This window comes from Bacillus cereus G9842, from assembly GCF_000021305.1.
In the GTDB taxonomy this organism is placed as follows: Bacteria; Bacillota; Bacilli; order Bacillales; family Bacillaceae_G; genus Bacillus_A; species Bacillus_A thuringiensis_S.
The window spans coordinates 204,506-225,215 of the sequence record NC_011772.1 but is presented as its reverse complement, the minus strand read 5'-3'; the positions used below and the strand labels follow the sequence as shown (position 1 = coordinate 225,215).

The window sequence follows — 20,710 nt, the reverse complement described above, 5'->3', positions numbered from 1 at the left end:
TATAACCGGGCGTATATTCTTCACGAAAATACTTCTAAACGTTATTACACTTTATCAATTATAAGTTTTGTATGTGTAAAAAGCAAACCCAACTGTTACCTTATTTTATATTAAGGGCCTTTTTCTTTACTTTTATTTTTTTATCATTTACTGTAAGCGCTTATTATAAGTTTCTTCTATTTTCGTGACTATCATCCCTATTTATATACACCAATTATTTCAACATCGTAATTACTTCTTCTAATTTCATACCGCGAGATGCTTTTATTAATACAACATCTTTGGCATCGACTACCGCTTGTAAATCTCTTACTAACTCTTCTTTATTATCATACGCCTTTACACGTTCATTAGGGAAATTAATTTTCGCTCCTTCAGCAATTTGAGCTCCTAATCTACCGTATGTGAATACATGTGCGATTTTTGCTGGATCGATTAATTTACCTACCTCATAATGGAACTGCACTTCTTGATTTCCAAGTTCTAACATATCACCGAGCACAACGATTTTTTTAGTAAATCCATCTAAACCATTCATTAAATGGAATGCTGCCTCCATAGCCGTCGGACTTGCATTATAAGCATCGTTGATAATTGTTAATCCACTATCCGTTTTTACAATCTCCATACGCATGCCCGTCATTTGAAGTGTTACTAAACCTTGTTTCATTTCTTCCCACGTCACCCCAAAATGTGTCGCAATTGCCATTGAAGCAAGTGTATTGTACACATTATGTTTTCCTAACACCGGTAGGTAGAATGAAATATTTTCATCTCTATTCATTTTAAAATGTGTCCCAGTTGCCTGTAATGTTACAGTTGTTGGATAGTAATCGTTGGCTCTTGCATCACCAAACGTAACTGTTTCTGCTGCTAAATTCATTTCAGGAACACGATTCGTTAATAACGGCTCATCTCCATTATATACGAACACGCCACCTTCTTGTAACCCTGTAACAATTTCTAATTTCGCTTCAGCAATTGCCTCACGAGATCCTAAATCCATTAAATGTGCCTCACCAATATTCGTAATGATAGCTGCATTAGGACGAGCTAACTTAGATAAAAATTCAATCTCTCCTCGGCTTGACATACCCATTTCTAATACAGCTACTTCTGTATTTTCTTCTAAGTTTAAAATAGTGAGAGGTAACCCAATATGGTTATTGAAATTTCCTTCTGTTTTTTGAACTTTGAACTTAGTCGCGAGAATACTTGTCACAATATCTTTCGTGGATGTTTTACCGTTACTACCTGTCACACCAACAACTTTAACATCCAATTGATCGCGATAGTTTTTCGCTAACATTTGCAGTGCAGATAGCGTATCTTCTACAAAAATAACCGGAAGATTCTCGGGTGGATTTGCTACATCTTTCATCCATAATGTAGCTACAGCTCCATTTTCAACTGCTTTATCTACAAAAGCATGTCCATCGAAACGCTCCCCTTGAATCGGAACATATAAGTTTCCTTTTTCAATTTTTCTCGTATCAATAGACACGCCTTGAATAATAGTTCCCTCATATTGCTCTGCTAATCCAGTACCATTTACCATCTGTTCTACTTGCTTTAACATTCGCTTTATCATATAGAAACGCTCCTTACATAGAGGAAGCACTATTCCTACGAATAGTGCTTCCTCCTTTTTTTGTTAGATTGTATATTTAATTTTTTGTTTTTCTTCGTGACGTTCAATCGCTAAACGAATTAGCTCTTCGATTAACTCTGGATACGGTAACCCAGTATGTTGCCATAATAGAGGGAACATACTAAACGGTGTAAATCCTGGCATAGTGTTTACTTCGTTAATATACACTTCTCCGTCTTTCGTTAAGAAGAAATCAGCTCGCGTTAAGCCTGCACCATCTAATGATTGGAACGCAATAATTGCATCACGCTTAATCACATCAGATTCTTCTTCTGTCATTTCAGCTGGAATAATTAACGCCGTATCACCATCGATATATTTCGACTTATAATCATAGAAGTCCTTTTTCGGAACGATTTCACCTACAACTGAACATTTCGGCTCATCATTACCTAGTACCCCCACTTCTACTTCACGACCTACAATATTTTCTTCTACAATAATTTTGCGATCAAATTGGAATGCCTCTACAAATGCATTCTCAAGTTCTTCACGATTTTTACACTTATTAATACCAACACTTGAACCAAGGTTTGCTGGTTTTACGAAACAAGGATATCCTAACTTATCTTCTACTTTAGAATAAGCTTCCTCACGATCTTTTTCCCATGCACTGCGAATGAAAGACGCATATTTTGCTTGTGTTAAACCAGCCTCTGCAAAGATGTTTTTCATAACAACTTTATCCATACCAGCAGATGATGCTAGAACACCATTTCCCACATAAGGAATATTCATCAATTCTAATAGTCCTTGAACCGTTCCATCTTCACCGTTTGGTCCATGTAGTAATGGGAAAATAACGTCAATAGCGTTTTCCTCAGAAGCTGCAGATGGAATAATCTCTGTACTTAATGATAACGGAGAAATCGCATTTTCTGCACTACTCATTTTTAAAGCTTCAACATCTGTTACTTCGCCTTCAATACGCTCACCACGTACCCATTGACCTTGTTCTGTAATATAAATTGGATGAATCTCGAATTTATCTTGATTTAACGCTTTAATAGCAGCAAGAGCCGTCTGTAACGAAACTTGATGCTCAGCTGATTTTCCACCATATAATAAACCTAATTTAATTTTTGTCACTGAAATCACCCTAACCAATTGTTTTCATTTTTCTATTTTAGCACTTTTTATAAAAATAGGTAGTTCCTATTTGAAATAAAATGTAACTTCCACAAATAATTAAATGACACCACTTATTGGTTTTCTACACTTTTTCTATTCCACTACTATACAAAGGTGAATTTTAAAATGAAATGGTAATCCTATCTAGTTATGTACCTAAAATATGTAGAAATCCCCTTTTTTGTGTATGTCACCTATTTACTAAGAAGATTGTTTGGTTAGTGTATCTTTTTGCCTTTGCTCAACAAGGCGATCTAAAGAAATATATACAATACCTGCAACTACACATCCTACAGCTAAAATTGTAAATAGAAAGTGGCCAAGTAATCGATCTAATAAAAAGCCTCCCAAAAGTGGACCAAATGCGCTTCCTGTAATCCACTGCAAACTTGCAGCGCCCATATAAGTCCCTCTCAAATGCTCAGGTGCCAAGTTTGCTACAAATGTCATTTGTACAGGCGACATAATCATCTCACCTAACGTATATATAGCATAAACGAACAGTAGTGTTATTAAAATAACTGTAGCATTTGTATTAAACTCTCCAAACCACTTCGGTAACCACCCTATAAAAAATAATCCAATCCCGAACAAACATGCACCATATAACATCGTCTTCCCGACTGGTTTATCCGTAGCCCATTTTGAAATTTGAAATTGGAATAAAACAACTAATAGTCCGTTTAACGCCATTAAATATGGATATGGATTATTCGTTCCAAAAATACGCTTCATTTCGTTATCAAAATGTAGTGGCAACATGCCTTCTGTTTGAGAAAACCCCATCGAAATGATAATACCTGCTAATAAGTAAATCATTAATACCTTATCTCGCATTACAATTTTCCAAACTGCCCCAGATTCCTTTTCTTTATGTTCTTCCTTATCTGTCCTCTTTGGCATCGTCTCTTGAATAAGAAGTAATACAAGTAACGCATAAAATAGCATTGTAGAAGAGGCAATAATAAACACAAGATTCTTTGACAACACAACTACTGATGCTCCCATTATCGGACCAATCGCAGCACCTATATTGTGTCCCATTCGTAATAAACCATATGCCTCTGTTCTTTTTTCTGGTGCCGTTACATCTGCGACCATAGCTGATGCAGCTGGATGAAATAAAGAATTACTCAATCCTAAAAAAATAGATAAAATTGCATATGGAATAAATCCTTCTATAAATAGAAAACCGAGCATTAATAATGCATTACTTGCCATAGAAAATATCATAATCGGTTTTCTTCCATATATGTCAGCAATTCTTCCTCCTATAAGTGATCCAAAGCTTGCAGCAATTGGAGAAAGCGCCATAATAACCCCAACTTCCAACAACGAATCTACCTTATCTTTTAAATATAATGCAAAAAAAGGCATTAACATCATCATTGCAATTCCATTTAACGTCTCTCCAATAAATCGAATCCATACGTTACGGTCCATCTCCCTTAACTCACGCCACGTATTTTTCATCATTTCACCCCTTTAGTTAGCCAACAATTATCTTATAATAAGTTCAGAAAAATGTAAATTTTCAAATAAAAAAATCCATTCTAACAGAATTAGAATGGATTTTTTTCGCTTATAAATTCGCAACATCTTCTTCTTTTTTACTATTATTTAAAGCACTATGTTTTCGGCTATATAAGAAGTAAACCGCTATACCAATAACCATCCATATCCCAAAACTAATCCATGCTGTCCCCGATAATTGAAGCATTAAGTATAAACAGAAAATCACTGTTAACGCTGGTAAAAACGGTACAAGCGGAGCCTTAAATGCCCTTGGTAAGTCTGGATGGGTTCTTCTCATTACAATTACCGCAACAGCTACGAGTGCAAATGCTGACAATGTCCCCATGTTTACAAGATGTGCTAAAACATTTAAATCTATTAATCCTGAAATCAGTGCCGCAATAATTCCCGTTGTCCATGTATTTAAAAATGGCGTTTTAAATTTCGGATGAACTTTAGCAAGACGCTTCGGCAGTAAACCATCTCGGCTCATCGCATAAGAAACACGAACTTGCCCATACATCATAACTAGCATTACTGTTGTAATTCCTGTAATTGCTCCTACTGAAATTACTCCAGCTAAGCCATCTTGTCCAATAAATTGAAGTGCAAAAGCAACTGGATCTGATATATTTAACTGTCCGTATGGAACAATTCCTGTCAAAATAAGCGAAACAACGATATAAAGAACTGTACAAATTAATAACGATGCAATAATACCAATTGGTAAATCACGTTGCGGACGTTTCACTTCTTCTGCCGCTGTTGAAACTGCATCAAATCCTATAAATGCGAAGAATACTGTAGCCGCTCCAGCCATTACACCATCTAAACCAAACGGCATAAAAGGCGTCCAGTTTTCAGGTTTCACATAATTAAAACCAGCAAAGATAAAAATAAGAACAACTGCTATTTTAATAAATACCATAATGTTATTTACTCGTGCACTTTCACGAACACCCCTAGATAAAAGAACTGTCATCACTAAAATAATTAGAACTGCAGGTAGATCAATTATTCCACCCTTCCCTGTACCAGGAGCCGAGGAGAGAATAGTCGGAATGTGAATTCCAAACCCCTTTAATAAAGATTGAAAATATGCAGACCAACCGTTTGCTACAGCAGATGTAGCAAGTAAATATTCAAGCATTAGATCCCAGCCAATTAAAAATGCGAATACTTCTCCCATCGTCGCGTATGTATACGTATACACACTGCCCGATACAGGAACTGAAGAAGCAAATTCAGCATAACAAAATGCAGCAAAGGCACAAGCTAGCGCGGCAATCGCAAATGATAATATAATAGCTGGCCCAGAATGTTTCGCTGCCACAACACCCGTTAGAACAAAAATACCAGTTCCAACAATTGCTCCGATTCCAAGCATAGTTAAATCTAGCGCGCCCAATGTTCTTGCTAACGTTTTTTGCTTACTTTCTTGCATTAACTTTGCAATTGGCTTCTTTTGAAAAATTTGCTTCATCTTTCACTCCTCCAAGTTTTAAATTTTCTGAAAATTTTTAATTCGCTTTTTTATTTTACTCATTACGCTTTTCCTAGTCAATACTTTTGTCGAAACAAGTAGAAATTCTTCTGAATATGCACTATCCTTATCATTCTTTCTATATATCTTTCGACAACTCTTTTTGGTATTATTATACATGTCGATTCCACAAAAAAAGGCATGCTCCCTTATTGAGAGCATGCTTTTTTTACTTATTTCACAGTATATGAACCTTGTTCAATCCAGCTATACATATACTTTTCATCTTCTGTTTCATGTGCTTGTTTTACAATACGAAGCGGACGGAATGTGTCTATCATAACAGCTAATTCAAGTGTCTCTTTCTTCCCTATACTTGCCTCTGTTTTCCCCGGATGCGGCCCATGGGGAATCCCGCTCGGATGAAGTGTAATAGAACCTTCTTCCACACCTTTGCGACTCATAAAGTTTCCTTCTACATAGTAAAGAACTTCATCACTATTAACATTACTATGATAATATGGTGCCGGAATTGACTCTGGATGATAATCGTATAAACGTGGTACGAAAGAGCAAATAACAAAATTATGCCCTTCAAATGTTTGATGTACTGGCGGCGGCTGATGAATGCGCCCTGTAATTGGTTCAAAATCCTCTACATTAAATACCCACGGATACAAATAGCCATCCCATCCAACAACATCTAACGGGTGGTGTCCTAAAACATGTTTGTGCATATAACCTCTTGATTTTGTCATTACGACAAAATCGCCTTTTTCATCATAGGTCTCTAATTTTTCTGGACCACGAAGATCTCTTTCACAAAACGGACTATGCTCTAACAATTGTCCGTATTCATTTCGATAACGACGCGGCGTTGTAATTTGGCTATTCGCCTCTACAACAAGAAACTTAGTCTCTCCTTCATCTGGAATAACACGATAAATCGTTCCAATTGGGATCGTTACATAGTCGCCTTTTCTATAGTGAATCGTTCCAAACATCGTTTCAATTTTCCCTGTTCCATAATGAACAAATAACATTTCGTCGCCATCACCATTACGATAGAAATAATCCATTTTTTCTGTTGGGCTCACTACTCCAATTAACAAATCTTCATTTCCAAGTATGAAATTTCGTCCACTTATTGCATCACCACTTTTTTTATTTTCTTTCGTTCGGAAGTGGCGATGAGAAAGAGCAACATCCTCTTCATACTGCAACTGACAAGAATGCGATAATGCAGAATGACCTACTTCTGTTGGCATATAGTGATGATACAAAATAGACTGCGTACCAGAAAAACCTTTTGTTCCCATTACCTGTTCACGATAAAGCGATCCATCTTTTTTACGAAATTGTACATGTCGTTTATGAGGTAGTTCTCCCATGTGACGATAAAACATGCCCATCACTCGCTTCCTTTTCTTTTTTGATCGTATTACGCAGTGTACCTAAACCAGTAATCGACAGCTCTACAACATCTCCATCTTGTAGCCACTCTTCTGTACCAAGTTCTAAAATACAGCCTGTTCCTACTGTCCCAGAACCAATCACATCTCCTGGATATAATGTAACGTCCTCTGAAGCACGTTCAATCATTTCAGCAAATGTATAGTAAATATCTTGGAAGTTTCCCTTTGATAATAGTTTTCCATTTACATGAGCAGTCATTTCTAAATCATATCGATCTCCATTACGATAAACATCTAATTCCTCTTTCGTAACAAGATGTGCTCCTAACGAAGTTGCAAAGTCCTTTCCTTTCGCTGGACCGAGACCTACTTTCATTTCTGTTGCTTGTAAGTCTCTCGCACTCCAGTCGTTCATAATACAATAACCAAAAATATATTCCTCTGCTTGCTCACGAGAAATATTTCGCCCTTCTTTTCCTATTACGCAAGCGATCTCCAACTCGTAATCAAGCTTTTTAGACTTTTTCGGACCAATTACAAAATCACCGGAACCAATTACAGCACGATGATTAGTAAAATAAAAAACCGGAATATCGTACCATTCAGGCACAACATCTAGTCCTCTTCGTCCGCGAGCTGTTTTTACATGTTGTTCAAATGCGTAAAAATCTCGAATACTACTCGGATTAGGAAGAGCAGCTGTCAATTGTACTTCTTCTAAAGCATATATACCCTTATTTGGATTCTTAACATTCCTCACTACTTCTACATACTCATCAGCTTTCTCTAAAAAAGCCATCATAGAAGAAGGGATTCTCCCTTCACTAGCAAGATTCATATCTATTACTTTGTCACCTTCAAGCCATCCAGCCCGTATTTCTTTTGAAGGAAGACGAAATGTAACAAATTTCATCCTGATTCCTCCTTATAAAAATGAAATTTCCACCAGCAAAGGGACTTTTGCTGGTGGATATAAATCTTATAAGTTTCCGCGACGCTCTTGTTCTCTTTCAATTGATTCGAATAACGCTTTAAAGTTTCCTTCACCAAATCCACGAGAACCTTTACGTTGAATGATTTCAATAAATAAAGTCGGGCGATCTACAATTGGTTTCGTAAAGATTTGTAGTAAGTAACCTTCATCATCACGATCTACTAAGATCTTTAATTCTTTTAGCTTATCAATTTCTTCATCGATTTTTCCAACTCGTGCAGTTAACTCATCATAATAAGTATCAGGTGTATCTAAAAACTCCACCCCATTTGCACGAAGCGCTTCAACTGTTTTAACAATATCACTTGTTAATAAAGCAAGATGCTGTACACCAGCTCCATTATAGAATTCTAGATACTCTTGAATTTGTGACTTTCTCTTTCCGTCTGCTGGTTCGTTAATCGGAAACTTAATACGGCTTCCATTCGTCATAACTTTCGACATTAACGCCGAATACTCTGTACTAATATCGTCATCATCAAAATGAATCATTTGTTTAAAGCCCATGACATTCTCGTAATAACTAACCCACTCTTCCATTTTTTCAACATTACCAACTACATGATCGACAGCAATTAAACCAGACTCTTCAAATGGAATATTAAACTCTACCTTTTGGAATCCTGGCATAAATGCCCCTTTATAATTTTTACGCTCTACAAGCGTATGAATTGTATCACCATACGTACCAATAACTGCTTTTTTCAATGTACCGTCCTCATCTGTTAATTCCTCTGGTGGAGCAATTGCGACGGCACCACGTTTCACTGCTTCTGAGTATGCTTTATCAACATCATCAACAAGTAGTGCCACATCCTTCACGCCATCACCATGAGTCTTTACAAACTCTGCAATACGATTTTCACTACTTAAAGCTCCAGACACAACGAAACGCATATTTTTTTGCACAAGAACATAAGATACCTTTTCACGGTTTCCAGTTTCTAATCCAGAGTAAGCCACAATTTTGAATCCGAATGCTCTCGCAAGATAATAACTCGATTGCTTTGCATTCCCTACGTAAAATTCCAAATGATCTACATCACGTACTGGAAAAAAGTCCTCCATTTGTGCAGCTAGCGTATCCATAGATTTTTGTTTCATAATATCTTCATCCCCCTGTAAATAGATTAAATGGTCCATACTTAAAACCAACCGAAAACGCTTCCAACATTAATTAATAGAAATTAGTTAGCAAGCTAACAAATTCTGACCTTTAAAATTTTCTATCTTTTCTGTCAAATTCCTCTTTTTTTCTTACATATAAAATTCGACTTTTTTCTCTTTGAAATAAAGTGAAACTTTAATCAGTGGATTTTTGATTATTCGTTGAATCAAGTTGCAACCGCAGCGTCTAATTAGCCATGGATACTAAATAATGAGGTAACTTTAATACTTGAAGGTATATAAGAAGAAAATAAAAAAGACTCCAACATATTAACTACTTACTAATACGTTAGAGTCTTTATTTTTTTTGAATGATTGTATTTATATATATCATACTAATACACTTGCAAGGAATAGAATAAATGATGTTAATATTACCGCTCCACCTAAGGATCCTAATAAATCTGTTTTTGTTACTTGAAACACTTGTTCACTGTTCATATCCCTCATTCTCCCTTCTTTTTCTTTTGTTACAAAGTTTCTATTATACTAATACACTTGATAGAAATACGATTAATGCTGTTAATACTACCGCTCCACTTGCTGATCCTACGAAGTCACCTTTTGTTACTTGTAATACTTGCTCTTTCATATCTTTCATTCTCCCTTCTTTTTCTTTTGTTACAAAGTTTCTATTATACTAATACGCTTGATAGAAATACGATTAATGCTGTTAATACTACCGCTCCACTTGCCGATCCTACGAAGTCACCTTTTGTTACTTGTAATACTTGCTCTTTCATATCCTTCATTCTCCCTTCTTTTTCTTTTGTTACAAAGTTTCTATTATACTAATACGCTTGATAGAAATACGATTAATGCTGTTAATACTACTGCTCCACTTGCCGATCCTACAAAGTCACCTTTTGTTACTTGTAATACTTGCTCTTTCATATCTTTCATTCCCCCTTCTCTTTCTTTTGTTACAAAGTTTCTATTATACTAATACGCTTGATAGAAATACGATTAATGCTGTTAATACTACCGCTCCACTTGCTGATCCTACGAAGTCACCTTTTGTTACTTGTAATACTTGCTCTTTCATATCATTTATCCTCCCTTTTCATAAGTTATCTATATGTAATTTCTAAGAAATGTTTATTTCATAGTTTTTATGTTAACGTTACATTAAATTTGATAACGTAACGTTTGTAACATTAATGTAACATAACTATTGTTACGTTGCAATATAATAACGTGAAATTTATTACACTTTTTTTACGTTTTTTTATAATAATCCCCAAAAACCTTTATTTAATGCACTTTTCACTAAGCTCACGTTTGTAACATTCATGTAATATTACAGTCATAAAGTGAAATATAGTCATACTCCTCTCTATTTTTGTTACAAACAGTTTATTTAGTGACACTAAACCTATCTAATCTTTACTTACTTTTAATATGAGATAAAATACCGTCTTTCCAAGATAAGTTTATATGTTTCCTCTATATAACTATGTATAATAAAAACAAAGAGGTGGTCATTTTGAAATTAATCGCATTAGATATGGATGGTACACTACTATCATCTAATCTTGAAATCTCCAAAGAAAACCTACAAGCAATCCAAACTGCACAAGAAGCTGGTCATATTGTAATGATTTGTTCTGGTCGTGCGAAAGAGGATGCTTTAAAGCTATTGGAAGAATATAAATTATCTCTTCCAGTCGGAGCAAGCAATGGGGCCATTGTTTATGTGGATGGAAAAGTAATTAACTCGCGTTGTATACAAAACGACAAAGTGTACAAACTTGCAAAATTACTAGAATCTGAAAGTTTCCCATATAAGTTATATACAAATAAAGGAGTTTATTCTCCATATACATGGCAAGATCAAGTGATGCAAGCGTTCGAAGAAAATAAGCAGGCGCTCGATGTTACATTAGAGGAACTTGAACGAATTACAGAAAAGCAAAAGAAATCGAACTTAATTACTGATTTCAAAAAAATAGAAGATGTTGTAAATAACCAAGAACTAGAAATATCTAAATTCTTCATTTCAACATTTAATGCAGCGCATCGCGCACAGCTATTAAGCGTGTTACAAGAAGACGCTGATATTATGGTTACAGCATCAGCTCCTACTAACTTAGAAATTATGGATAAGAATGGACATAAAGGAAACGGGCTACAGCAGATGGCAGCTCATTTTAATATTCCTATTGAAGATACAGTTGCTATTGGTGATAATTTTAATGATGTACCAATGTTAGAAGTAGCAGGCTTATCTGTTGCAATGGGCAACGCTGAAGAAGATGTAAAAAAACTATGTGATGTTGTAACATTAACAAACAATGAACATGGTGTTGCTCACGCAATCGAGCAATTTGTATTGAAACAAACTTCATCTAGTAAATAAAAAAAGGACTCTTTCCATTTGAAAGAGTCCTTTTTTTATACATGATGACAAGAAACAAAATGATCATCACCAACATTACGAAATTCTGGTATTGTTTTTTTACAAACATCTGTTGCAAACGGGCAACGTGTATGAAAACGACAACCTGAAGGTGGATTTGCTGGACTTGGAATATCCCCTTCTAGTATAATTCGCTCTCGCTTCACTGTTGGATCTGGTATTGGAACGGCTGATAACAATGCTTTTGTATACGGATGTAGCGGATTGGTAAATAACTCATCACGCGGCGCCGTCTCCACAATCGTACCTAAATACATAATTCCGATTTTCGTACATAAATGTTCTACTACACTCAAATCATGTGAAATGAATAAATAAGATAATCCCTTTTTCTCCTGTAACTCACTAAATAAATTAATAATTTGTGCTTGGATAGATACATCTAGTGCCGCCACAGGTTCATCAGCTACAATGAATTCTGGATTTAATACCATAGCTCTTGCTATTACGATACGTTGACGTTGTCCACCAGAAAACTCATGGGGATACCTGTCAATATGATAAGGAGCTAAGCCACATAACTCCAATACTTCAATTACCTTTTCACGAACATTTTCTTTCGTCGCTAATCCGTGGGCCAACATCGGCTCTCCAAGTGCTTCTCCAATTCTCATTCTCGGATTTAATGAGCTAAATGGATCTTGGAAAACGAGCTGCATATTAGGGCGATGTTTTCTCAATTCATCCTTGGATAAAGAATGAACATCTTTCCCTTTAAACTTCACTTCCCCCTCTGTTTTTTGAACGAGACGTAAAATTGTTTTTCCTATCGTTGTTTTTCCGCTCCCTGATTCGCCAACGAGACCAAACACTTCGCCTTTATTAATAGTAAAACTTACTCCATCAACTGCTTTTACATGTCCGATCGTTCTACTAAATATGCCACCTTTAATTGGAAAATATGTCTTTAGGTTTTTTACCTCTAATAATGGTTCACTCATTGCTCCGCACGCTCCTCATATAACCAGCAAGCTACTTTATGATTTTCATCATTTACATTTAGATTTGGGACTTCTTTTTCACATATTTCCATACAATGCTCACAACGCCCGCTAAAGTAGCAAAACTCATCCAAACCAACTAAATTAGGAACTTGCCCTGGAATAGAATATAGTTTATCTATTCGTTTTCCCATCACTGGTTTTGATTTCAACAAGCCTTTCGTATACGGGTGTTTCGGATTTTGGAATATCTCTAGTACTGGGGCTTCTTCAATAACTTTCCCGCCATACATAACAACAACGTAATCAGCCATTTCTGCTACGACGCCTAAATCATGTGTAATTAGTAAAATGGATGTTTTAAACTCTTCTTTTACTTGTCTTAATAAGTCTAATATTTGAGCTTGGATCGTAACATCAAGAGCCGTTGTCGGTTCATCAGCAATTAATAACTTAGGATTACAACTAAGCGCAACAGCAATCATAATACGTTGTAACATACCACCACTCAGTTCATGTGGATAAGAATGGACAATTTCATCCGCACGAGCTATGCCAACTTTACGAATTAATTCAATAGCCTTCTTATATGCTTCATTTTTACTAAGCAGTTCATGCTCCCTTAACGTCTCTACAATTTGTTCCCCTACAGTGAAGACCGGATTCAGCGATGTCATCGGTTCTTGGAAAATCATCGCAATATCATTACCTCGTAAACTACGAAGCTCTTTCTCTTTCATTCCTAAAAGACTTTTTCCCTCATATAGAATATCTCCGCCTACTACACTACCTGATTCAGCAATAAGCCCCATAATAGATAAAGCTGTTACACTTTTCCCGCAACCTGATTCACCTACAACACAAACAGTTTCACCTTCTCGAACAGCAAAACTAACATGATTTACAGCCTTTACTGTTCCTTCCTCCGTTTGAAAGTGTGTTTGTAAGTCTTTCAGCTCTACTACCGCTTTACTCATACCTTCTCACCTACCGTCTCATCTTTGGATCTAACGCATCACGAAGTGCATCACCAAGTAAATTAATGGATACAACTGTTATAAAGATTGCGAAACCAGGAGGAATCCATAACCACGGACGCTTTTGAAAATCAATTAATGAGTTAGCTGCGCTAATCATATTCCCCCATGATGGTGTAGGTGGGACGACGCCGAGACCTAAGTAGCTTAGCGCGGATTCTCCCAAAATAGAACCTGCAACACCTAATGTAGATACGACAATTAAAATGGGTAAAACATTAGGTATTAAGTGATATATAATTTTCCGGTAATCTTTTATTCCTAACACATCAGCAGCTTGCATAAATGCTTGCTCCCTAAGTGATAAAATTTGCCCTCTTACAAGGCGTGCAAGCCCTGGCCAACCTACTAAACTTAAAATAATCATAATGACATACAACCGATAATCAGACGGTACTTTCCACTCTGATAAAATCGCACCCATTATAATAAGTAACGGTAATCCTGGCATCGACATTAAAATATCTGCAAGCCGCATAATAATATTGTCCACAATACCACGATAAAAACCTGCAATCGCTCCTAATAAAGCTCCAAGTATAACTGATAAAACCATTGAAGCTAAACCAATGGTTAATGAAATACGTCCCGCTTGCATAAGCCTTGTTAAAATGTCTCTTCCTAATTGATCTGTACCAAGCCAATGAGAAAAACTAGGTGGTTTGTTAATGAGCGCAACTTGTATTTTTCCTGATGCATATGGAGAAAAGAACGGACCGATAAAACAAAATAAAAACATAAAAATTAATGCATAAAACCCTACAAGTGCCATCTTATTTTTCTTTATCTTTTTAAAAGCTTGTCGCCATGGTGATGATGCGTTTCTTCTCTTTTTTTCTTTTTTTTCTGTAATTACTGTAACAGTCTCCATTTCTTTCCCCACCTTACTTCAACCGAATTCGTGGATCAACAACTGCATATACGATATCTGCTAAAAAGTTTGAAACGATTGTTAAACAAGAAAGAAACATCGTAAATGCCATCAATACTGTATAGTCACGGAAATTTAATGCTTCTAATTGAATATTACCAATCCCTGGCCAGTTAAAAATTTGTTCAATAATAATTGCCCCAGAAAACAAGCCAGGTAATTCAAATGCTAATAACGTAATTGCCGGTAAAATTGCATTTTTTAATGCATGCTTATAAATAACCGTCTTCTCCTTCAAACCTTTCGCTCTTGCTGTTCGTATGTAATCTTGTCTTACAACCTCTAACATACTTGTTCTAAAATAACGAGTTAGCGAGCCGACCCCAAGAAGTGTCAAAATAAATACTGGTAAAATCATATGTTTTGCAACTTCTATCACGTAAGCAAATCCTGTTGAATTACTGCCAACATCAATCATTCCACCTATCGGTAATAACTTAAAGTCAACCGCAAACACCTTAATTAAAAACAAACCGATAAAGAATGAAGGGAATGACATTGCTGCAAAAACACCGATTGTTACAAGTTTATCGAACAAAGAATGTTGCTTCGTCGCCGAGAATACACCGATAATAAGTGCAATTAGCCAAATAAAAAACAATGCAATAATTGCTACACTAAAAGAATTCCAAATAAATTTATTTAATAATGACGTTACAGGCTCTTGATATTGAAGCGAGAAGCCAAAGTCCCCTTGCAATGCATTACCTAACCAATGAAAATAACGCTCAACAATCGGTTTGTTCAACCCATATAATTCCCTCAGTTCAGCTGCTCTTTCCGGTGTAATTTTCGGATTTGAATCAATATAATCCCCAGGAAGAAGTGCGAACAGGACGAAGATAATAATTGATGTACCAAGCAGTGTAGGAATCATTTGTAACAACCTACGAACAATATATGTTTTCACCCTTTTTCTCTCCAATCTTATGCTTAAAATAGAAGAACATTTTTTCAAAGCGGCACATTACTAACCGAATGAAAAAATGTCTTCTACTTATACATTCTTATCGTTATTTTTCAAATGATAATACTGGTAAGTTTGCACTAATACTGTTGTACTTTTCAGGATCAATTCCTTTTATATTCCCGTTATAACCAGTAATTGTTCTACGGTAGTTTAATAGAATTACTGGTGGATCATCACTTAATTCTTTATACAATTCTTTATAAATAGGTTTACGCTTTTCGATATCTACAGTTTCAATACCTTTTTGAATTAGCTCATCTACTTTTGCATTCTTATAACCAAGACTAGTTTCATTTGCAGTAGACAAATATTCACCAGCTGTTTCACTCGGGTCACTTGTAATCGGTGTCGAAACAGAAGCTAAATCATAATCCCCTTTGTTTACCTTAGAAAGCATCGTATTAAAGTCCATAAATTCAGGATTAAACTCTACACCTATTTCTTTATAATTCTCTTTCGCAATCGGAATTAATAAATCACTATCTTTAGCCGAACTTGGACCGAAATAAGAAAGTTTTAATTTTTGACCATCTTTTTCACGAATTCCATCCGAACCAACTTTCCACCCTGCTTCATCTAATAATTTTTTCGCTTTTTCTTTATCGTATTCGTATTTATTAACTCCTTCTTCCGTATAAGCCCAAGAAGTTGGATGAATTGGTACATTGGCTACTGTACCGTACCCTTTTAACGCTGTATCAACATATTTTTTGCGGTCTAATCCGTAAATAAGTGCTTGGCGAACCTTTTTATCCTTTAAGTAAGGCTTATTATTATTCATATAAATATAACTATATGACGGTGCTGTTTCGATTTGGATATTTGCGAATTCTAAAGCCTTAGCCTGTTCAAGAACCTCATCACCAGTACCTAAGCCAGTATGGTCAACTTCTCCTGTTTGGAACAACTGAAGCTTCGTATCACCAGAAGTAATTTTATAAATGAAGTTTTGAATTTTTGGTTTACCCGCATAATAATTTTCGTTTGCTACAAAACGAACTTCTTGACCTGGAATATACTTTTCAAATTTATATGGACCCGCAGCTAATGGCTTTCCATATAAATCTTTTAAGTAATCTAAGCTTGTATTTTGCTTATAATCTTTTCCATAATAAGCTTTTGATAGTACTGTACCTCCTAAAACAAATATAGCTTGTGAATTCACTTTTTCAGTTGTAATTTTAATTGTTTGTGGATCAACAACTTGAATACCTTCAATTGAAGTTGCTTTTCCTTCTTTATATTCTTTACCACCTTTAACCGCATATTGAGAGATATCTACTTCACCCTCATATGCCTTATCATGTAAAAGCGTCAATGTGAAAGCTACATCATCCGCCGTTAATGGCGATCCATCACTAAATTTCAAATCTTTACGTAAATGGAATGTATATGTTAACTGATCAGAAGAAACGTCCCACTTCTCAGCTAATTCTGGAATTGGTTTCCCTTGTTTATCGGTTGATACGAGAGATGCAAAAATAACTGAAGTTACGTTTCCATCCCAACCATTTTGTTGGAAGTATGGTAAAAATACGCCGCCTGGCTTACTAATACCAACTACTAACGTATCTTTTCTATTCTTCGCTTTGTCTGGCACTTTCGTTTTATCTGTCGCAGCGATCTTTTCAATTTTCACATTTTTTAAATCCTGCTGTTTAACCGGTTCTGTAGAAGCCGTATCCTCCTGTCCCCCACAAGCAGATAACACAAGCGAACTACTAAGTAATACTGAAAATACACCAGCCCATTTTTTTGTCTTTTTCTTCATTGTCCCCACCCTAACTGTTTAATAGTTATACCCTTTGAACTTATTAGCTTATGTATGCCTCCCACAGCACATTTATAGCCAATCGGAAAAGTCGGTTTTAATCAGAAAAAAATAGATGTTTTTGAGGGGTAACAATCTTATTCCGACCTTTCCGGTAGACTTTATGGTTATTAGCTTATATCGTTCAGTATATTTTGTCAATTCTTTCTAAATAAATATTTTGAGAATTTTTCCAAAATTATCACTCTATCCTTATACTTTAAGAAAACTCAGCTATAATTCGTATTAAAAACTTAAAAATCTACTTCTATTTCTTCAGCATGAAACATAGAATACTAATAACCAATTACCAAAAAGGGGGCGAAAATATGGACAACCTATTCCAATACGTCCTGCACTACGTATTATTAACAATTATGATAGTCGGGGCGCTATTACTATTCCCGTTCTTCCCAAAGTTCGTCCTCTTTTTAGCTTTTTTTATCATGCTCGGGATCGCTATTATAATTTCAACGAGAGAAGATACCACGCAAAAAGAGAGCAGAGTTCAGCGCGTAAAGCTGTAACTTTGCTCTCTTTTCGTTTTCATTCACTAGTCTCTTTTACACATATTTATCCCACTATTTTCCGGTCAGTAAGACCCTCACCTCAAAATTCAGCGAAAGCAAAGAAGTTAGGTGGGGGGCGTGCTGCCCGTAAAAGCCCGATTCGTGAGGACTGATTAAAAGTCTCACTTTATCTCTCGGGAAATAATTAGCCTTTGTTTTTGTAATTACTCCTATCGAAAAACCACTAATGACATTTATTTTTCACCTTATCATTTCATATGTTTCACAAGCTATGCAAATTGAGGAACACGAATTTATCTAAGTTACTGTTTCACGTGAAACACATCGCTTTATTTAACCTTTAAAGCCAAATATCATTATGAAAAAAGCCACTTCCTCCAGCAAAACTGAAAGGAAGTGGCTTTCTACTCATTACTCCACAATATTCTCTAATTCATTATATAACTCTGCTCGTAACAACTCTTTCTTCGTTTTTTCCTCATATAATTTTTCAAGTCTTTCAACATCAGCTACATGTTCCATTTCACATTCTATTGCATATACATCTTCTTCTACATGCATTAACTCGTTTTCAATCTCTTCAAGATTCCTAGCTTCTTTCTCTTTTACAGGAACCGTTTCAACACTTTTTTTTCCTTGGCGTTTCTGCTTTATTACTTGCTTCTCAAGCTTTTCTTCCCACTTTTGACGAGCCCATGCATAGTTTCCTGCAAACTCAAATAATTTACATTCATCAATCCAGTACGTCTTTTCAAATAACTTATTTAAAAAATATCGATCGTGTGAAACAGCTAAAATCGTCCCGTTATATTGCTCAAGGGCTTCCTCTAAAACTTCTCTTGATTCAATATCAAGATGGTTTGTCGGCTCATCTAAAATTAGAAAATTGATGTCTTGATACATAAGTTGCGCAAGTCTTAACCTCATTTTTTCTCCACCACTAAGTTGCGTTACTTTCTTAAATACTGCTGGACCATAAAATAAAAACTTAGCTAATATATGTCTTGCTTCTCCCTCTGTTACAGCCACATTCTCCCTGAATGCTTCCAATACATTACTCTTCATATTTTCATACGTATGCTGTGATAAATAACCGATTTTCACACTACTACCAACCCTAATTGCGCCAGCTTCTGGTTCCATTTCTTTTAATAGTAATTTTAGTAAAGTGGTCTTCCCTGTGCCGTTGCGACCAACGATAGCAGCACGCTCTTGAAAACGAACATGTAAATTCGCTTGTTCAAATAAAGGTCGGCCAGCAAAACCTTTGCTCACTTCTTTCATTACAACAACATCTTTACCGCTTCTCTCTTGCCCTTCAAACTGAAGACCCATCTGTTTTCGTTCTAAGATTGGCCTCTTTAATTTCTCTATACGTTCTAACGCACGTTCCATATTTCTCGCTCTTTTATGCAATCCTTCATTCGGAGGGTTCGCTTGATTTGCCCATTCACGTAGACGCTTAATTGCTTCTTTCATTTTCTTTATTTTCTTTTGCTGCTCTTGATAAGCTTGAAACTCTTGAAGTAATCTTTCTTCCTTCTCCTCAACGAACTGAGAATAATTCGTATGGTACACGTGAATCTCTCCATCTTCCAAATCAAAAATTTTCGTTACAACTTCATCAAGGAAATAACGATCATGTGAAATAACCATAACTGTTCCAGTGTATTCTTTTAAAAATTGCTCTAACCATTCAACTGCAAATAAATCTAAATGATTTGTTGGCTCATCTAATAGAAGTAAATCTGGTTTCTGCAATAGCATATATGCAAGGCTTACTTTCGTCTGTTCTCCTCCACTTAATTCCGTAAATACTCTTGAAAATAAGTCTGTCACTTGTAAGCCATTTGCTACCTTCATTATATTTGCTTCTATTTCATAACCACCAAGGAACGCAAACTTTTCTTGAATTACTCCGTATCTCTCCATTAGCTTTTGCAAAGAAGATTGTTCCTGCTCTTCTGCCATATTTTTTTCTAGAGCATGCATTTCTTTTTCTAATTCCTTTTCTACTTTAAAAGCGGAACTCAATACATCATATACAGTCATGGCCTCATCAAACTTCGGAATTTGTGCGACATGACCAATACGTGTACCTTTCTTCATATGGATAGCTCCTGCATCCAAACTCTCCATTCCCGTTAGAAGCCCAAAGATTGTTGTCTTCCCACTACCGTTACGACCAACTAACCCAACACGTTCACCATTCTTTATTTCAAGCGATATATTTTCAAATATGATGTTTCCACCAAAAGATTTCGTTACATTATTTACACTACAAATAGTCATTTTCCGTACTCCTTTCAATATAAAAAACCATGAGAAAGAAACATTCCCCATGGTTTTCGGCATAGAAAAAGGAAGCCAAATAGCTCCCTTTTCACACGTTTATTAAAAATGGGTGAAGAGATTCCTATCGTTCAATAGTCACTATGCAATTGTTAAAAAAGGGCATACGTATCCCGTTAACAACTACATCATGAAAAATCGCACGACAAAAATAGATAAAATCTAAAAATTTGGCACGTGCAGCTAAAGAACGTTTCATCTCATTCACCCCTTTCGTACGGAATTTAATACTTACTTCTTTATTATACTTCCCTATTTCATGTTTGAATAGTCATTTTTCTGAAAATAATGAAGATAGACTAAACATTTCAATGAGTGACATCAAATCTTACAAAACTGTTATGTTCACGTAATGGAAAGCGAT

The 20,710-nt window shown here is 35.7% G+C and carries 21 protein-coding genes; 2 read left to right on the top strand and 19 right to left on the bottom strand.

What is annotated here, in order from left to right; genetic code table 11:
• Nucleotides 1–214: 214 nt before the first annotated feature.
• The 12 genes from murF to BCG9842_RS01175 all read right to left on the bottom strand — a co-directional run bounded on the left by murF (nt 215) and on the right by BCG9842_RS01175 (nt 10,401).
• Nucleotides 215–1,591: a UDP-N-acetylmuramoyl-tripeptide--D-alanyl-D-alanine ligase gene (gene murF, locus BCG9842_RS01230; protein ID WP_000595968.1), complete on the bottom strand. Its 1,377-nt coding sequence runs from the start codon at nt 1,589–1,591 to the stop codon at nt 215–217.
• A 63-nt stretch (nt 1,592–1,654) separates the two neighbouring features.
• Nucleotides 1,655–2,740, bottom strand: a complete 1,086-nt coding sequence (locus BCG9842_RS01225; RefSeq protein WP_000161435.1) for a D-alanine--D-alanine ligase — start codon at nt 2,738–2,740, stop codon at nt 1,655–1,657.
• 243 nt (nt 2,741–2,983) lie between these two features.
• Nucleotides 2,984–4,255 carry an MDR family MFS transporter gene (locus BCG9842_RS01220; RefSeq protein ID WP_000799722.1) on the bottom strand — a complete coding sequence of 424 codons (1,272 nt, stop codon included), beginning with the start codon at nt 4,253–4,255 and terminating at the stop codon, nt 2,984–2,986.
• A gap of 109 nt (nt 4,256–4,364) precedes the next feature.
• Nucleotides 4,365–5,780 (bottom strand): amino acid permease, encoded by a 1,416-nt coding sequence (locus tag BCG9842_RS01215; RefSeq protein ID WP_000809361.1) that lies wholly within the window; start codon nt 5,778–5,780, stop codon nt 4,365–4,367.
• A 233-nt stretch (nt 5,781–6,013) separates the two neighbouring features.
• The gene (locus BCG9842_RS01210) at nt 6,014–7,186 is read right to left on the bottom strand and encodes a homogentisate 1,2-dioxygenase (protein ID WP_012614724.1); all 1,173 of its coding nucleotides are present in this window, start codon (nt 7,184–7,186) and stop codon (nt 6,014–6,016) included.
• Nucleotides 7,152–8,108 carry a fumarylacetoacetate hydrolase family protein gene (locus tag BCG9842_RS01205; protein ID WP_000673996.1) on the bottom strand — a complete coding sequence of 319 codons (957 nt, stop codon included), beginning with the start codon at nt 8,106–8,108 and terminating at the stop codon, nt 7,152–7,154. The genes BCG9842_RS01210 and BCG9842_RS01205 overlap by 35 nt, the downstream gene beginning before the upstream one ends.
• A 66-nt stretch (nt 8,109–8,174) precedes the next feature.
• Nucleotides 8,175–9,293, bottom strand: coding sequence for a 4-hydroxyphenylpyruvate dioxygenase (gene hppD, locus BCG9842_RS01200; RefSeq protein ID WP_000810920.1), 1,119 nt, complete (start codon nt 9,291–9,293; stop codon nt 8,175–8,177).
• A gap of 393 nt (nt 9,294–9,686) precedes the next feature.
• On the bottom strand, nt 9,687–9,797 hold the full coding sequence (locus tag BCG9842_RS01195) for a DUF3948 family protein (protein ID WP_001083691.1): 111 nt from the start codon (nt 9,795–9,797) through the stop codon (nt 9,687–9,689).
• Between the two features lie 43 nt (nt 9,798–9,840).
• Nucleotides 9,841–9,957: a DUF3948 family protein gene (locus BCG9842_RS01190; protein WP_000654250.1), complete on the bottom strand. Its 117-nt coding sequence runs from the start codon at nt 9,955–9,957 to the stop codon at nt 9,841–9,843.
• Nucleotides 9,958–9,991: 34 nt separating this feature from the next.
• Nucleotides 9,992–10,099 (bottom strand): DUF3948 family protein, encoded by a 108-nt coding sequence (locus tag BCG9842_RS01185; RefSeq protein WP_000664237.1) that lies wholly within the window; start codon nt 10,097–10,099, stop codon nt 9,992–9,994.
• Nucleotides 10,100–10,142: 43 nt separating this feature from the next.
• Nucleotides 10,143–10,259: a DUF3948 family protein gene (locus BCG9842_RS01180; RefSeq protein WP_000654250.1), complete on the bottom strand. Its 117-nt coding sequence runs from the start codon at nt 10,257–10,259 to the stop codon at nt 10,143–10,145.
• A 34-nt stretch (nt 10,260–10,293) separates the two neighbouring features.
• Complete coding sequence (locus BCG9842_RS01175) at nt 10,294–10,401, bottom strand: DUF3948 family protein (RefSeq protein ID WP_000664237.1); 108 nt, start codon at nt 10,399–10,401, stop codon at nt 10,294–10,296.
• A gap of 441 nt (nt 10,402–10,842) precedes the next feature.
• Here BCG9842_RS01175 and BCG9842_RS01170 point away from each other — a divergent pair, with 441 nt between their 5' ends.
• Entirely contained in the window at nt 10,843–11,715 is an 873-nt protein-coding gene (locus tag BCG9842_RS01170) for a Cof-type HAD-IIB family hydrolase (protein WP_000766426.1), read from the top strand.
• A gap of 35 nt (nt 11,716–11,750) precedes the next feature.
• On the opposite strand, the gene BCG9842_RS01165 is transcribed toward BCG9842_RS01170, so the two are convergent.
• The 5 genes from BCG9842_RS01165 to BCG9842_RS01145 all read right to left on the bottom strand — a co-directional run bounded on the left by BCG9842_RS01165 (nt 11,751) and on the right by BCG9842_RS01145 (nt 17,425).
• Nucleotides 11,751–12,716, bottom strand: coding sequence for an ABC transporter ATP-binding protein (locus tag BCG9842_RS01165; protein WP_001294500.1), 966 nt, complete (start codon nt 12,714–12,716; stop codon nt 11,751–11,753).
• Nucleotides 12,713–13,693, bottom strand: coding sequence for an ABC transporter ATP-binding protein (locus BCG9842_RS01160; RefSeq protein ID WP_000030776.1), 981 nt, complete (start codon nt 13,691–13,693; stop codon nt 12,713–12,715). The genes BCG9842_RS01165 and BCG9842_RS01160 overlap by 4 nt, the downstream gene beginning before the upstream one ends.
• 10 nt (nt 13,694–13,703) lie before the next feature.
• Complete coding sequence (gene opp4C, locus BCG9842_RS01155; protein WP_000451075.1) at nt 13,704–14,624, bottom strand: oligopeptide ABC transporter permease; 921 nt, start codon at nt 14,622–14,624, stop codon at nt 13,704–13,706.
• A 13-nt stretch (nt 14,625–14,637) separates the two neighbouring features.
• The gene (locus tag BCG9842_RS01150; protein ID WP_000860748.1) at nt 14,638–15,594 is read right to left on the bottom strand and encodes an ABC transporter permease; all 957 of its coding nucleotides are present in this window, start codon (nt 15,592–15,594) and stop codon (nt 14,638–14,640) included.
• A 103-nt stretch (nt 15,595–15,697) separates the two neighbouring features.
• On the bottom strand, nt 15,698–17,425 hold the full coding sequence (locus BCG9842_RS01145; RefSeq protein ID WP_000730687.1) for an ABC transporter substrate-binding protein: 1,728 nt from the start codon (nt 17,423–17,425) through the stop codon (nt 15,698–15,700).
• A gap of 368 nt (nt 17,426–17,793) precedes the next feature.
• Between BCG9842_RS01145 and BCG9842_RS01140 the strand changes: the two genes are divergently transcribed.
• The gene (locus BCG9842_RS01140; protein ID WP_000369259.1) at nt 17,794–17,991 is read left to right on the top strand and encodes a hypothetical protein; all 198 of its coding nucleotides are present in this window, start codon (nt 17,794–17,796) and stop codon (nt 17,989–17,991) included.
• A gap of 414 nt (nt 17,992–18,405) precedes the next feature.
• On the opposite strand, the gene abc-f is transcribed toward BCG9842_RS01140, so the two are convergent.
• The gene (gene abc-f, locus BCG9842_RS01135) at nt 18,406–20,286 is read right to left on the bottom strand and encodes a ribosomal protection-like ABC-F family protein (protein WP_000150887.1); all 1,881 of its coding nucleotides are present in this window, start codon (nt 20,284–20,286) and stop codon (nt 18,406–18,408) included.
• Nucleotides 20,287–20,410: 124 nt separating this feature from the next.
• Nucleotides 20,411–20,545, bottom strand: a complete 135-nt coding sequence (locus BCG9842_RS31520; protein WP_000830643.1) for an RAxF-45 family protein — start codon at nt 20,543–20,545, stop codon at nt 20,411–20,413.
• Nucleotides 20,546–20,710 lie beyond the last annotated feature (165 nt).